The organism is Micromonospora sp. NPDC005205 (assembly GCF_040608275.1).
Classification (GTDB): domain Bacteria; phylum Actinomycetota; class Actinomycetes; order Mycobacteriales; family Micromonosporaceae; genus Micromonospora.
This window is the reverse complement of the sequence record NZ_JBEXHV010000003.1, coordinates 51,669-64,985: the sequence shown is the minus strand read 5'-3', so window position 1 is coordinate 64,985 and position 13,317 is coordinate 51,669. Positions and strand designations below refer to the sequence as shown.

At 71.4% G+C, this 13,317-nt stretch carries 11 protein-coding genes; 8 read left to right on the top strand and 3 right to left on the bottom strand.

What is annotated here, in order from left to right; translation table 11 throughout:
• The first annotated feature begins 504 nt into the window (after positions 1 to 504).
• From ABZU43_RS07640 to ABZU43_RS07610, 7 genes are all read left to right on the top strand, one after another.
• Positions 505 to 1,704, top strand: a complete 1,200-nt coding sequence (locus ABZU43_RS07640) for a substrate-binding domain-containing protein (RefSeq protein WP_355005716.1) — start codon at positions 505 to 507, stop codon at positions 1,702 to 1,704.
• A 2-nt stretch (positions 1,705 to 1,706) separates the two neighbouring features.
• Positions 1,707 to 2,450: an ABC transporter ATP-binding protein gene (locus tag ABZU43_RS07635; protein ID WP_355005715.1), complete on the top strand. Its 744-nt coding sequence runs from the start codon at positions 1,707 to 1,709 to the stop codon at positions 2,448 to 2,450.
• A 55-nt stretch (positions 2,451 to 2,505) separates the two neighbouring features.
• The gene (locus ABZU43_RS07630) at positions 2,506 to 3,288 is read left to right on the top strand and encodes an ABC transporter ATP-binding protein (protein ID WP_355005714.1); all 783 of its coding nucleotides are present in this window, start codon (positions 2,506 to 2,508) and stop codon (positions 3,286 to 3,288) included.
• Complete coding sequence (locus ABZU43_RS07625) at positions 3,288 to 4,178, top strand: branched-chain amino acid ABC transporter permease (RefSeq protein WP_091402581.1); 891 nt, start codon at positions 3,288 to 3,290, stop codon at positions 4,176 to 4,178. The genes ABZU43_RS07630 and ABZU43_RS07625 overlap by 1 nt, the downstream gene beginning before the upstream one ends.
• Positions 4,175 to 5,278, top strand: coding sequence for a branched-chain amino acid ABC transporter permease (locus ABZU43_RS07620; RefSeq protein WP_355005713.1), 1,104 nt, complete (start codon positions 4,175 to 4,177; stop codon positions 5,276 to 5,278). The genes ABZU43_RS07625 and ABZU43_RS07620 overlap by 4 nt, the downstream gene beginning before the upstream one ends.
• A gap of 127 nt (positions 5,279 to 5,405) precedes the next feature.
• Positions 5,406 to 7,529: a DEAD/DEAH box helicase gene (locus tag ABZU43_RS07615; RefSeq protein WP_355005712.1), complete on the top strand. Its 2,124-nt coding sequence runs from the start codon at positions 5,406 to 5,408 to the stop codon at positions 7,527 to 7,529.
• A gap of 342 nt (positions 7,530 to 7,871) precedes the next feature.
• Positions 7,872 to 8,798 (top strand): hypothetical protein, encoded by a 927-nt coding sequence (locus ABZU43_RS07610; RefSeq protein ID WP_355005711.1) that lies wholly within the window; start codon positions 7,872 to 7,874, stop codon positions 8,796 to 8,798.
• A gap of 122 nt (positions 8,799 to 8,920) precedes the next feature.
• On the opposite strand, the gene ABZU43_RS07605 is transcribed toward ABZU43_RS07610, so the two are convergent.
• Positions 8,921 to 9,337, bottom strand: a complete 417-nt coding sequence (locus ABZU43_RS07605) for a helix-turn-helix domain-containing protein (RefSeq protein WP_210785506.1) — start codon at positions 9,335 to 9,337, stop codon at positions 8,921 to 8,923.
• Between the two features lie 246 nt (positions 9,338 to 9,583).
• On the opposite strand from ABZU43_RS07605, the gene ABZU43_RS07600 reads away from it, so the two are divergent.
• The gene (locus ABZU43_RS07600) at positions 9,584 to 10,024 is read left to right on the top strand and encodes a hypothetical protein (RefSeq protein ID WP_355005710.1); all 441 of its coding nucleotides are present in this window, start codon (positions 9,584 to 9,586) and stop codon (positions 10,022 to 10,024) included.
• Here the strand turns inward: ABZU43_RS07600 and ABZU43_RS07595 are convergent.
• Together ABZU43_RS07595 and ABZU43_RS07590 are read right to left on the bottom strand one after the other, a co-directional pair.
• Positions 10,021 to 11,193, bottom strand: a complete 1,173-nt coding sequence (locus tag ABZU43_RS07595) for an SAM-dependent methyltransferase (RefSeq protein ID WP_355005709.1) — start codon at positions 11,191 to 11,193, stop codon at positions 10,021 to 10,023. The two genes, ABZU43_RS07600 and ABZU43_RS07595, sit on opposite strands and share 4 nt — an antisense overlap.
• Before the next feature lie 88 nt (positions 11,194 to 11,281).
• A complete protein-coding gene (locus ABZU43_RS07590) occupies positions 11,282 to 13,009 on the bottom strand; it encodes a DEAD/DEAH box helicase (protein WP_355005708.1) in 1,728 nt (575 codons plus the stop codon).
• Between the last annotated feature and the right edge of the window lie 308 nt (positions 13,010 to 13,317).

Genomic DNA, 13,317 nt, shown 5'->3' with positions numbered 1-13,317 from the left:
ATCGACATGGGTGGAATGCGGCTTGTGTCGGGACAGGAAGTGCAAGATCGCGGAGCAGGGGCAGGGCGGCGCGGGCGATCATGGAGTTGTGGTGCCTGGCTTGGCCGTTTTCGGGCGTTTTGTTGCCCACCACAACTGCATGATCGGCGAGGTTGCTGTCTCGCGGCGGGCCGAGGGAGGACGCTCAATGCGTACGTCATCGGGTCTTCTGCGACAGCATGCTCGACGATCGTCGGCGCTGCCCGCGCGCGGCGGCCCACGACGGGCCCTGCGGCTGACCGAACCGGGCGAATGGCGCGGGGCGACACACGGTTCGGGTGGTCCGTGGGGGTTCGGGCCATCGAGGGCATGAGCTCCCGGCTGGTAATGCGGCCCGTTGTAACCTCCGGCCACCTCAATCCTGTTACTTGTGTGTTTCCGCCACATAGCTCGTGGGTGACGTCACTTCTAGCGTGAGCCGTCACGAAGAAGTTCTCTCCCTCTGAGTCCTCATGTGGAGTCGCAATGACGGTCCGGACGACGCGGCGGGCGTTCCTCTCCGCCGCCACGATGATGGCCGCGGCGCTCGCCGCCACGGCCTGTGGCAGCCCGCAGGACACCGCCACCGGCGGCGGCGACAGTGCCGCGCCGGTCAAGGTCGGCCTGGTGTACTCCCAGTCGGGAGCCCTGGCCAGTTACGGAAAGCAGTACATCGAGGGGTTCAAGGCGGGGCTGGACTTCGCCACCCAGGGCACCGGCAAGGTCGGTGACCGGAAGATCGAGCTGACCGAGGTCGACGACGCGGGCGATCCGGCCAAGGCGGTCTCCGCGGCGAAGGACCTGATCGGCAAGGGCACGAAGATCATCGCCGGCTCCACCGCCTCCGGCGTGGCGCTCCAGGTGGCGCCGATCGCGGCGCAGAACAAGGTGCTGTTCATCTCCGGCCCGGCCGCCACGGACGCGGTGACCGGCGCGAACAAGTACACCTTCCGCTCCGGTCGGCAGTCGTACCAGGACGTGGTGACCGCCAAGTCGTTCATCGGCGACCCCACCGGCAAGAAGGTGGTGGTCTTCGCCCAGGACGGCGCGTTCGGTGACGCCAACGAGGCCGCCGTCAAGGCCGTCATCGGCAGCGCGGGCGCGACGGTGAGCAGCGTCCGGGCCCCGGCCAGTGCCACCGAGTTCACCCCGTTCGCCAGTCAGATCAAGGCCGCCAAGCCGGACCTGCTCTTCGTGGCGTGGGCGGGCACGACCGCCCCGGCCATGTGGCAGACCCTCGACCAGCAGGGCGTCCTCTCGTCCACCACTGTCGTCACCGGCCTGGACATCCGCGCCTCGTGGCCGACCTTCGGTGCTGCCGGCGCGAAGATCTCCTTCCTGTCGCACTACTTCGACGGTGCCAGCGACACCGAGGCCAGCAAGGCGTTGAAGGCCACTGTCAACACCATCGACCTGTTCCACCCGGACGGCTTCGCCGCCGCGCAGATGGTGGTCCGGGCCGCGCAGGAGGGCGGGGACGACGTCGACAAGATGGTCACCGCTCTGGAGGGCTGGAGCTTCGACGGGGTCAAGGGCAAGATGACCATCCGGGCCGCCGACCACGCGCTGCTCCAGCCGATGTTCCAGGCCAAGTTGACCGGCAGCGGCACCGCGTTCACGGCGACCGCGCAGAAGAGCCTCACCGGTGACGAGACCGCGCCGCCGGCCGTGGCCATGAAGGGCTGACCATGCTCGCCACCCGCGGTCTGACCTGGCGGATCGGTGAGGTCGCCATCGTCGACAGCGTCTACCTCGACCTGGCTCCCGGGGAGTTCCTGGGCGTCATCGGTCCGAACGGCGCCGGTAAGACCTCACTGTTCAACCTGATCACCGGCCTGCGTCGGGCCACCGAGGGCCGGGTCGTTCTGGACGGGCAGGACATCGGGGCGCTTCCGCCGCATCGGCGGGCCCGCCTCGGCCTGGGCCGTACCTTCCAGGCGTCCTCGGTCTTCGGCTCGCTGAGCGTGCGGGAGAACGTCCGGCTCGCCGTGCAGGCGCACCGCGGGGGCTCAATGGCGTTGTGGCGGCGGGCGGCGGCCGACCGGGAGGTCGCCGTCGCCGCCGACGCGGCGCTCGACCGGGTCGGCCTCGCCCACCGGGGTACGGCCCTCGCCGGCACCCTGGCCCACGGCGAGAAGCGCAAGCTGGAGATCGCCCTGCTGCTCGCGGGTGAACCGCGGGTGATGCTGCTGGACGAGCCGATGGCCGGGGTCAGCGCCGAGGACGTGCCGGAGCTGGTCGCCGTCATCAAGTCGTTGACCGGCGACAGCGGCCGGGCGGTGTTGATGGTCGAACACCACATGGACGTCATCCTGGAACTGGCCGACCGCATCGCCGTCATGCACCACGGCGCGCTGCTGGCCTGCGACACCCCGGAGACGGTGATGGCCAACCCCACAGTGCAAGAGGCCTACCTGGGGGAGTCGCTGTGAGCGCGAGGAGTGAGCCGGGTTTGCGAGCCCCGCAGTCGCGAACGGAGGCATCTCAGTGACGGAACCGATCCTCAGTGTGGAGGATTTGTCGGTCCGGATCTCCGGGCTGCACATCCTCCAGGGAGTGTCCTTCACTGTCGCCCCGACCGGCGTAACAGTGCTGCTCGGTCGCAACGGCGTCGGCAAGACCACCACGCTGCGCGCGATCGTCGGCCTCACCCCGCCTGCCGGGGAGGTCCGCGGCACCATCCGGATGGGTGCGCAGAGTCTGCTGGCCCGGCCGACGCACCGGCTGGTCCGCGGTGGGCTCGGCTACGTGCCCGAGGACCGCTGCGTGTTCGCCGGGCTCACCGTCGCGGAGAACCTGCGGCTCGCCGAGCGGCGCGGCACCATCCCGGCGTACGACAAGGTCTTCGCGCTCTTTCCGGAGCTGGACCGACGCGGACGGCAACGGGCCGGTTCGCTGTCCGGCGGGCAGCAGCAGATGCTCGCCATCGGTCGGGTGCTGCTCAACGACAACCGGCTGCTGCTCGTCGACGAGCCGACCAAGGGGTTGGCGCCGAAGGTGGTTACCGAGGTGGCCGAGGTGTTGGAACGGGTCGCGGAGTCGGTGCCGGTGCTGCTGGTCGAGCAGAACCTCGCCGTCGTACGCCGACTGGCCCGCGACGCGGTCGTGCTGGCCGCCGGCAAGGTGGCCTGGACCGGCGACGCCCACGAGTTGCTGTTGGAGACCGCGTTGACGAAGTCGCTGCTCGGTGTCGGCTCCGCGGAGGTGGCTGCGCCGAGCGCGAGGAGTGAGCTTGCGAGCCCCGCAGTCGCGAGGGAGGAAAAGCTCTGATGGGCACCGTGATCCTGTTGGCGCTGACCGGGCTCGGTCTGGCGGCGCTGTACTTCCTGGTCGCATCCGGCCTGTCCCTGGTCTTCGGCCTGGCCGACGTGCTCAACTTCGCGCACGGGCTGTTCCTCGGCGTCGGCGCGTACGGCACCTGGTGGGCGGCGGGCAACCTGCCGGGCGCCGGCCCGGACGGGTTCGGCTTCGTGTTCGCTGTCGCCTTCGGGGTGGCCGCCGGCACGCTGGTCGCGATCCTGGTCGAGCTGGTGCTGATCCGCCCGCTGTACTCCCGCACCATCGAGCAGGTGCTGGTCACCGTCGGGCTGTCGCTGGCCGGAGTGGCGTTGCTCCAGGCCACCTGGGGTGCGGACGCCCGTCCGTTCCCGCGTCCGGACTGGACCCGGCAGGTGACCGGGATCTTCGGCGCGCAGGTGCCCAACGGTGGCCTGCTGCTGATCATCGCGGCGGTGCTGGTGCTCGGCGCGATCCTGGCGTTCCTGCGGTGGACCCGGTACGGCCTGGTGATCCGGGCCGGCGTGGAGAACCGGGAGATGGTGACCGCGCTGGGCATCGACGTCCGCAAGGCGTTCACGCTGGTCTTCGCGATCGGTGGGGCGGCCGCGGCGCTCGCCGGCGCGCTCGGCGGGGTCTACTTCGGCACCGTCTCGCCCGGGCAGGGCGGCTCGCTGCTGATCTTCGCGTTCATCGTGGTGGTGATCGGCGGGATGGGCTCGGTGGTCGGCTCCGCGTACGCGGCGGTCGTGGTCGGGCTGGTGCAGCAGTTCGTCAACTACTACGGCACGTCCGGGCTGGGCGACATCTGCGTGGTCGGGCTGCTGGCCGTGGTGCTGCTGCTGCGCCCGCAGGGCATCGCCGGAAAGGTGGCAACGGCATGACGGTGATCGACGCTCCTCCCGCGCAGGTGCCCGACGAGTTGACCCCGCAGCGGGGGCGGTGGCACCGGGTCCGCCCGTTCCTGCCGCTGGTAGCGCTTGTCGTGCTGGCGATCCTGCCGTACTCGACGATCTCCCTACCGGGGATCTTCGAGGGGCCGGTCAACTCACCCGGCACCCTGCAGATTCTCGCCATCTGCCTTATCTTCGGCGGCCTGGCGGCCGGGTACGACCTGCTCTTCGGTCGGACCGGGATGCTCTCCTTCGGGCACGCGCTGTACTTCGCCGCCGGTGTCTACGGCACCGACATCCTGGTCACCAGGGCCGGTCTGCCGCTGTGGCAGGCGGCGCTGTTGACCATCACCGGCGGCACCATCCTCGCCGCGCTGCTCGGCGCTGTGGCGCTGCGTACCGTGGGCATCGCGTTCGCCATGGTCACGTTGGCCTTCGCCCAGGTGGGCGCGATCCTGGTGGCCCGGGACTTCGGCGGGCTCACCGGTGGCGAGGAGGGCCTGCCGCTGGACGTGTCGGGGCTGCCCGCCGGGCTGGTCGGGGTGACGAACACCGTCAACCTGTACTGGTTGGCGCTGGCGTACCTGACGCTTGTGGTCTTCGTGGTGCACCGGGTGAGCGGTTCACCTACCGGTCGGGTGCTCGCCGGGCTGCGTGACGACGAGCGGCGGATCGGCGTGCTCGGGTTGGACCCGTACCGCTACAAGCTGGTGGCGTTCACCCTGGCCGGCGGGTTGGCGTCGGCGGGCGGTGTGGTCTACGTCCTGATCGTCGGCGGCGCGTCGCCGCACATCACGTCCTCCGAGCTGACCCTGTCGCTGCTGGTCATGGTGGTGCTCGGCGGGCCGGGCACCCGGTGGGGTCCGGTGCTCGGTGGTGTCCTCTACATGTACCTGGACCACCGGCTCACCGCCTTCGGCACGAGCGACGCGGTGGACAACCTGCCGGCCATCCTCAGCCGTCCGCTGAGCCAGCCGCTGTTCGTCCTGGGCACTGTCTTCATCCTGGCCGTCTACTTCTTCCCAGGTGGCCTGACCAGTCTGGCCCCCCGCCTGTCCCACCTGACCCGAGCCCTCCGCTCCCGCCGATAACCTCGGGCTGACAAGCCCCCGCCGATAAGCCTCTTGATCAAGAGGTTTGCGTCGAAATCCGACCGGATGGTGACGCAAACCTCTTGATCAACAGGGGTATGACGGACGGCGCTGGTAGAAATGCCGGGTGGAGACAGCAGAGCGGGCAGCGGTACGCGAGCGGGCCGAGGCGGTGCTGCGCCGGCTGGCCGGTGACCACGCCCGGCTGCGCGAGGATCAGTGGCGCGCCATCGAGGCGCTGGTCGTCGACCGGCGGCGGGTGCTCTGCGTCCAGCGCACCGGTTGGGGCAAGTCGGCTGTCTACTTCGTGGCCACCGCCCTGCTGCGGGAGCGGGGGGAGCACGGCCCGACAGTCATCGTCTCGCCGCTGCTGGCGTTGATGCGCAACCAGGTCGAGGCCGCCGCGCGGGCCGGCATCCGGGCTCGCACGATCAACTCGGCGAACCTCGACGAGTGGGACGAGATCACCGCCGAGATCCAGACCGGCGCGGTGGACGTGCTGCTGATCAGCCCGGAACGGCTCAACAACCCGGATTTCCGCGACGGTGTCCTGCCGAAGTTGGCCGCCACCACCGGCCTGCTGGTGGTCGACGAGGCGCACTGCGTCTCCGACTGGGGGCACGACTTCCGGCCGGACTACCGGCGGCTGCGGACGTTCCTCGCCGAGCTGCCCGAGCGCACCCCCGTGCTGGCGACCACCGCCACCGCCAACGCCCGGGTCACCCAGGACGTCGCCGAGCAGCTGGGTGACGCCCTCATCCTGCGCGGCACCCTGGACCGCGAGTCGCTGCGACTCGGGGTGCTCGACCTGCCCAGCCCGGCGCACCGGCTGGCCTGGCTCGCCGACCACCTGGACCAGCTGCCCGGCTCGGGCATCGTCTACACGCTGACAGTGGCGGCAGCGGGGGAGACCGCCGAGTTCCTGCGCTCCCGGGGCTACCCGGTCGCCTCGTACAGCGGGCAGTCCGACGACGCCGACCGGCGCGCCGCCGAACAGGACCTGCTCGACAACAAGATCAAGGCGTTGGTCGCCACCAGCGCCCTCGGCATGGGCTTCGACAAGCCCGACCTGGGCTTCGTCGTCCACCTCGGCGCGCCACCCTCGCCGATCGCGTACTACCAGCAGGTCGGCCGCGCGGGCCGCGCCGTCGAACACGCCGAGGTGCTGCTGCTGCCCGGCGTCGAGGACGCAGCGATCTGGCGCTACTTCGCCTCGCTGGCGTTCCCGCCGGAGCAGCAGGTCCGGGCCGTGCTGGCCGCCCTGCACACCGACCGCCCGCTCTCCACCCAGGCCCTCGAACCCCTCGTCGACCTGCGCCGAGCCCGGCTGGAGCTGATGCTCAAGGTGCTCGACGTGGACGGCGCGGTCCGCCGGGTGCGCGGTGGTTGGCTCGCCACCGGCGAGCCGTGGGTCTACGACGAGGCCCGGTTGCGCCGCGTCGCCGAGGCGCGCACCGTCGAGCAACAGGCCATGCGGGAGTACGCGACGACGTCCGACTGCCGAATGCGGTATCTACGGGAACGCCTGGACGACACCGAGGCGGTCGACTGCGGCCGATGCGACAGGTGCGCCGATCCACTCTTCGCCGCAGACGTGTCGACAGCAGCGCTCGCCGCCGCGCAGACCTTCCTGGGTCGACCCGGCGTGGAGATCGCTCCGAAGAAGCTCTGGCCGACCGGACTCGACGCGGTGGGCGTACCCCTCAAGGGCCGGATCGCCCCCGCGGAGCAGGCGCTGCCGGGCCGGGCCGTCGGGCGCCTCTCCGACCTGGGCTGGGGTAGCCGGCTGCGTGCCCTCGTCGGCCCGGAAGCGCCGGACGCGCCGGTGCCCGACGACGTCGCCGGCGCGGTCGTGGAGGTGCTGAAGGCGTGGGCGCACGGCGACAACCCGTGGCCCCGTCGACCGGTGGCGGTGGTCGCGGTCGGTTCCCGGCGGCGGCCCCGGCTGCTCGGCTCGCTGGCCGAGCGGATCGCCACAGTGGGCCGGCTGCCGCTGCTCGGCGAGGTCACCGCGGCCGGCCCCGACGGCCCGTCCGGGCCGCGCGGCAACAGCGCCCAACGGGTACGCGCGCTGCACGACGCCTTCACCGTGCCGGCCGACCTGGCCGACGCCCTGGCCGGGCTGGACGGCCCGGTGCTGCTCGTCGACGACCTGATCGACTCGGGCTGGACGATGACGCTGGTGGCCCGGGCCCTGCGTCGGTCCGGCGCGACCGACGTGCTCCCGCTCGCCCTCGCCGTGGCCGGCTGACCCGCTGCCCGCACGTCGGTTTCCCTCGGCGATGTTCGGGTCTGCGCTGCGTTCCGTGCCTGTTCGGGGCGTTGCCCGGGCGCTGCGGCGCGATCTGCGTCGTGGTCCGTGCCTGTTCGGGGCGTTGCTTAGCGCTGCGGCGCGATCTGCGCCGGTCGGGGTGGGAAAGTTCCCGGGCGGTGTCGAGTGCGACGGTCGCCACGCTGTCCGGGCGTCGGCCTGACCCGGCCGGGCGCGACGGTACCGTGGTCGGCATGACCGACCAGCAGCCCTTCACCCGTGCGCGGACCATTGCGGGCAGGATCGCTGGCGGCGAGGCCGGTCAGGCGCTGGGCGTCGGTCGTGGCTGACCAGGGCCCCGTCGAGCCGGACCGGAGCACTCTCCGGCTGGCGCTGGTGGTCGGCGGGCTGGTGCTGGCGGTGCTGCTCGGCTTCGGCCTCGGCCGGCTGAACGCCAACGGCGCCGTCACCGGCAGCCCGTCGTTCGCCGCCGAGCACACCGACCCACCGGGCGTCGCGCCGCACAACCACGGCAGTGCCACGGCCACCGATCAGGGCGCGGCCGTCGAGCCGGGCGGTCTGGCGGTCAGCTCGGCCGGGTTCACCCTGGTGCCTCTGGCCACCGAGTTCGTGGCAGGTCGCCCGGGTCAGCTCCGCTTCCAGGTGCGCGACGCGCAGCGCCGGCCGATCAGCCGGTTCGCCATCGTGCACGACAAGCCGATGCACCTCATCGTCGTCCGGCGGGACCTGACCGGTTACCAGCACCTGCACCCGACCATGGCGGCGGACGGCACCTGGTCGGTGCCGTTGACCCTCGCGCAGCCCGGCCTCTGGCGCGCGTACGCCGACTTCACAGTGGTCGCCGACAACGGCGCGCAGACCGCTGTGACCCTCGGGGCGGACCTGGTGGCCCCCGGCGACTACCGACCGCGTCCACTGCCGGGGCCGGCCACCTCGACGATCGTGGACGGCTTCACCGTCGGCTACCAGGGCACCGTGCAGGCCGGGGCGACAGTGCCGCTGACCTTCCGGGTGGATGGTGCTGGTGGCGCAGCCCAGTTGGAGCGGTACCTCGGGGCGTACGGGCACCTGGTGGCGTTGCGCGAGGGCGACCTCGGCTATCTGCACGTGCACCCGGAGACCGAGTTGGTGGACGGTCAGATCAAGTTCTGGTTGACCACCCCTGGCCCGGGCCGCTACCGCCTCTACCTCGACTTCCAGGTGAACGCGGAAGTCCGAACGGCCGAGTTCACCCTGACCGTCCCCTAGCCCCGCTCCGGGCCACTGCCCCGTTGATCATGAAGTTATTGCCCTTCGCTTCGGCGTGTCGTGGCAATAACTTCATGATCAACGGCAGTAAGGGGCGGGGCCCGGGGCCGGGGCGGGGTGGGTTAGCTGGCTCGGCGGATGGGGCGGCGGGCCAGGTAGCGGAGCAGGTCGCGGATGTGGTGCTTCTCCTCGGCGGGGACCGTGGGGTCGGCCAGCCGGTCCAGGATGGCCCGGACGTCGGCCTCGACCGGGCCGTCGTCGTGGCGTCGGCGAGGAGCGGGACCGGCGTCGGGCAGCCCGAGCGCGCGGAACGCGGCAGCGACCGGCAGATCCAGCGCGGCGCAGAAGCCGCGCACCTTGGCCAACTCGGGATAGTCCTGCCAGTCGCCGGCCAGCCAGCGGAAGACGGTGGAGCGGCCCACGCCCGTGTGCGAGGCAAGATCAGTCACTGTCCAGCCACGTTCGTCGCGAGCGTCATCGATGGCGCGCCGGACGAAGCGAGCAAAGGCCATCTGCGGTGATACGTCGGCTGATCCCATCCCTGCGTGTCTTCCCCCCTGCCGCAGCACCGGGACGATGCGCCTTCCGAGGGTAGTACGCGAGAAGCCGGAAACAATTGACTGACCGCACAAACTGTCCCGTGGGCGAGACTTTCTCTGGAAGCGTGTGTGCAGAACGAAAATTGCATCGAGCGATCTTCATCGTTCTTCCATTAAGCTCGGTGCCCGTCCCGACATCGCGTCTGCCGCCTGCCGCCTGTGACCGGACCATCGCCGAGGAGCACCATGGCCGAATTGAGCCGCCCCCAGCCGTACCAGCCCGGTGCGGTGAGCCTCTTCTTCGTCGCCAAGGCCGGCGTCTTCGCCGCCGCGTTCTGGATCTGGTTGCTGGTCCTGGTGCTCCGCACCGATTCCGCCACCGGTCTCCAGGTGCTGGCCGCCACCGGCACCATCACCACCACGCTGGTCGCTGTCCTGCTCGGCGCCCGGATGGCGTTGCAACGCAACGCCGCCATCCGGCACGCCGAGGTGAAGAAGCTGCTGGTCGACATCTCCTGGAACGCCTTCGCGGCGGCCGGCAACGCCGAGACCGAGGGCAAGGTCGTGCCATTCCCGATCGCCCCGGTCGACGGTGACCGGACCGCCCAGCGGCCCGCCGCCGACCGGGTGTCGGTCCTCGACCGTGGTGCCAGCGAGCGCAACGGTGGCCGGGACCGCCGACGCTAGCTAGCCAGGAGCTGAGCGGGCGTCTCTCCGGCGGCCAGCAGGGTCTCGAGCCGGGGAGTGACCTGCCACTGGTCCACCAGCTCGCGGTACTCCGCGCGCTGTGGCCCGGTCGCCTCGGCACCGGTACGACGGGCGCGGATCAGCAGGTTACGCGGGGTGTGCTGCGAGTCCACGAACTCCACCACCTCGGTCCGGTAGCCGTGCACCCGCAGCAACCCGGCGCGCAGCGCGTCGGTGAGCACGTCGGCGAAGCGCTCGCGCAGGATGCCCTGCCGGGTCAGCAGCTCGTACGGGGCCGGGGCGGGATGGGCGCGGAGCTGCTTCGCCAGATCGTGGTGGCAGCACGGCGCAGCCAGTACCCAGCGGGCCTCCCAGCGCACCGCGCGGGCCAGCGCCTCGTCGGTGGCGGTGTCGCAGGCGTGCAGCGCCAGCACCAGGTCGGGGGCGGGGTCGACGGCGGCGTCGGCGATCGTCCCGGCCACGAAGCTGACCTGGTCGGCCCAGCCGAGCCGCTGCGCCAGCTCGGTGTTGCGCCGCCGCTGGTCCTCCCGGACGTCCACGCCGACCAGTTGGACGTCGAGCCCCCGACTTGTCAGGTAGCGGTACGCGGCGAACGTCAGGTAGGCGTTGCCGCAGCCCAGGTCGACCACCCGTAGCGAACCCGTCAGGTCGTCCGGCAGCGTCGCGGCCAGGGCCCGCAGGAACGCGTCCACCTGGCGGCGCTTGGCCGCCGAGCCGCCGATCTCGGCGAAGATCGGGTCACCGGGGTCGAGCAGGTATTCCTTCGCCCGGTCGTTCCCGGTGGGCGTCGCCACCGGACGGGACGTCGCGGCCCGGTGCACCTGCGCCTCGCCGGACTTGGTCACCCGCAGTTGAAGGGTCGCGTCGGCCGTCTCGACGTGCCAGTTGCCGAACGGCTCGGCCAGCAGTTCGTCGATCGCCGCAGCGGCCTCCGGACCGGAGGCGAGGTTGCGGGTGTAGGGGCGAGCACCGTCGGACGTGGTGATCTGCATCCGGGGCCCGGCCTTCAGCCGCACCGGCCGCAGTTCGGCCCGCTCAACTGTGGGGCGGCGACCGCGTCGACGTCCGGCGGCTACCGCCCGGGTCAGCGCGGGGTCGAGCAGCAGCGCCCGAACCTCGGTCAGGGCAGCGTCCAGTGGTTGCGGCATCGTTCCATCTTCGGCAGGTGGGGTGGGAGAAGGGAACATCCCCCGTACCGCGCGAGGCGGTGCGGGGGATGTCAGGTGTGGCTGGTGGTCAGTCCGCTGTCGCTTCCGCCGGCGTACCCGCATCGGAACCGCCACCACGGCGGCGGCGTCGGCGACGCGGCTTGGACGCCTCGCCGTCGGACGCGGTGGCCGGCTCGGACGGCCCGGCGTCGGCGGAGATCACCGCGGTCGTCTCGGCCGTGACCGCCTCGCCGGCCCGGCGGCGACGCCGACGGCGGGGGGTACGGGTGCCTTCGTCGGTGGCGTCGGCAGCAGGTGCCTCGGCGGCGGCCGGCGTGGCGGCGGCCGGCGCGGCGGCGTCGGAGCGGTCGCGGCGGCCATCGCCCCGACCACGGCGCTCGCCGCGACCCTCGCCGCGACCCTCGCCGCGACCCTCACCACGGCTCTCGCCGCGTCGGGGTCCACGACCACCGCTGTCGCCCCGACGGGAGCGGGTCGTCCCACCCAGATCCTCTTCGATCTCGGCGGACAGCCCGGCCCGGGTGCGCTCGGCGGTGGGCAGCGTGCCGCTGACCTCGGTGGAGATGTGCAGGTCGGTGTAGAGGTGCGGCGACGTGTGGTACGTCTCCGGCGGCTCCGGCATCTCCAGACCGAGGGTCTTGTCGATGATCCGCCACCGCGGCATGTCGTCCCAGTCGACGAAGGTCACCGCGACACCCGTCGCGCCGGCCCGGCCGGTACGACCGATCCGGTGGGTGTAGGTGTCCTGGTCTTCCGGGCAGTCGTAGTTGATGACGTGGGTGACGCCTGTCACGTCCAGCCCACGGGCCGCCACGTCGGTGGCGACCAGGATGTCGATCTTGCCGGCCCGGAAGGCCCGCAGCGCCCGCTCGCGGGCACCCTGGCCGAGGTCACCATGCACGGCGGCGACCGCGAACCCGCGGAAGTCGAGATCCTCGGCGACCCGGTCGGCGGCCCGCTTGGTACGCGTGAAGATCATGGTCAGCCCGCGCCCCTCCGCCTGGAGGATGCGCGCCACCACCTCGACCTTGTTCATCGAGTGGGTGCGGTAGACCAACTGCTGGGTCTGCGGCGACGGGCCGGTCTCGGCGGTGTGCCCGGCGTGGATCGTCATCGGCTGGCGCAGGAAACGTCGCGACAGGGTGACGATCGGGTCCGGCATCGTGGCCGAGAAGAGCATCGTCTGCCGGTCTTCCGGAAGCATCGCGAGGATCTTCTCGACGTCGTCGAGGAAGCCCAGGTCGAGCATCCGGTCGGCCTCGTCGAGGACGAGTGCGTGCACCCGGTCGAGCCGGAGGTGCTTCTGCTTCTGCAGGTCCATCAGTCGGCCGGGCGTGCCGACCAGGATCTCGACGCCCTTGCGCAGCGCGTCGATCTGCGGCTCGTACGCCACGCCGCCGTAGATCGGCAGCACCCGGACGCCACGCGTCCGGCCGGCGGCGGCCAGGTCCTTGGCGACCTGGATGCCCAGCTCACGGGTGGGGACGACGACCAGCGCCTGAGGGACGCCGTCGCTGCCCTCGCCCGGGGCGAACACCCGGTCGAGCAGCGGTACGCCGAAGCCGAGGGTCTTGCCGGTGCCGGTGGGCGCCTGGCCGATCAGGTCGACGCCGCGCAGCGCGATCGGGATCGCGTACTCCTGGATGGCGAAGGCGCGGGTGATGCCGGCCGAGGCCAGGGCCTCGACGGTCTCGGCGCGGGCGCCGAGTGCGGCGAACGTGGGGGCCTCCGGTCGAACCGGGGCGGTGGGGGCCAGTTCCTGGCCGTCCAGCAAATCTTGAGTCAGGTCGCTCATGTGGATGTGGGGGTGCCCTCTCGTGGGTGCGCCCGTCATGTCCTCAGGGCGCGTTCGGTATGACGCGGGCCACACGGTCGGCGGCAGATTGCCGAGCCGGACCGGGCCGCACGCGCGCCGCGGGCTGAGCTTCGATCAGATCGGCGCCCACGGCAACTGCTCCATGTTACCTGAACAGGCATACCCCCGTCCCGATTCCCAGTCGGCCACTCGCCACGCGGGGCAAGCAATTGTGACCCACGCCACAGCAACCTCAAGCCGCCCGCGCCCCGTTGTCCCGTGCCCCGCCCCCCACCCGCGTCGATCAT

Bases quoted from the DNA above. Each gene is read 5' to 3' on its own strand.
- ABZU43_RS07595 (WP_355005709.1), bottom strand. From the start codon at position 11,193: ATGCCGCAACCACTGGACGCTGCCCTGACCGAGGTTCGGGCGCTGCTG.
- ABZU43_RS07620 (WP_355005713.1), top strand. From the start codon at position 4,175: ATGACGGTGATCGACGCTCCTCCCGCGCAGGTGCCCGACGAGTTGACC.
- ABZU43_RS07600 (WP_355005710.1), top strand. From the start codon at position 9,584: ATGGCCGAATTGAGCCGCCCCCAGCCGTACCAGCCCGGTGCGGTGAGC.
- ABZU43_RS07625 (WP_091402581.1), top strand. From the start codon at position 3,288: ATGGGCACCGTGATCCTGTTGGCGCTGACCGGGCTCGGTCTGGCGGCG.
- ABZU43_RS07640 (WP_355005716.1), top strand. From the start codon at position 505: ATGACGGTCCGGACGACGCGGCGGGCGTTCCTCTCCGCCGCCACGATG.
- ABZU43_RS07635 (WP_355005715.1), top strand. From the start codon at position 1,707: ATGCTCGCCACCCGCGGTCTGACCTGGCGGATCGGTGAGGTCGCCATC.
- ABZU43_RS07590 (WP_355005708.1), bottom strand. From the start codon at position 13,009: ATGAGCGACCTGACTCAAGATTTGCTGGACGGCCAGGAACTGGCCCCC.
- ABZU43_RS07605 (WP_210785506.1), bottom strand. From the start codon at position 9,337: ATGGGATCAGCCGACGTATCACCGCAGATGGCCTTTGCTCGCTTCGTC.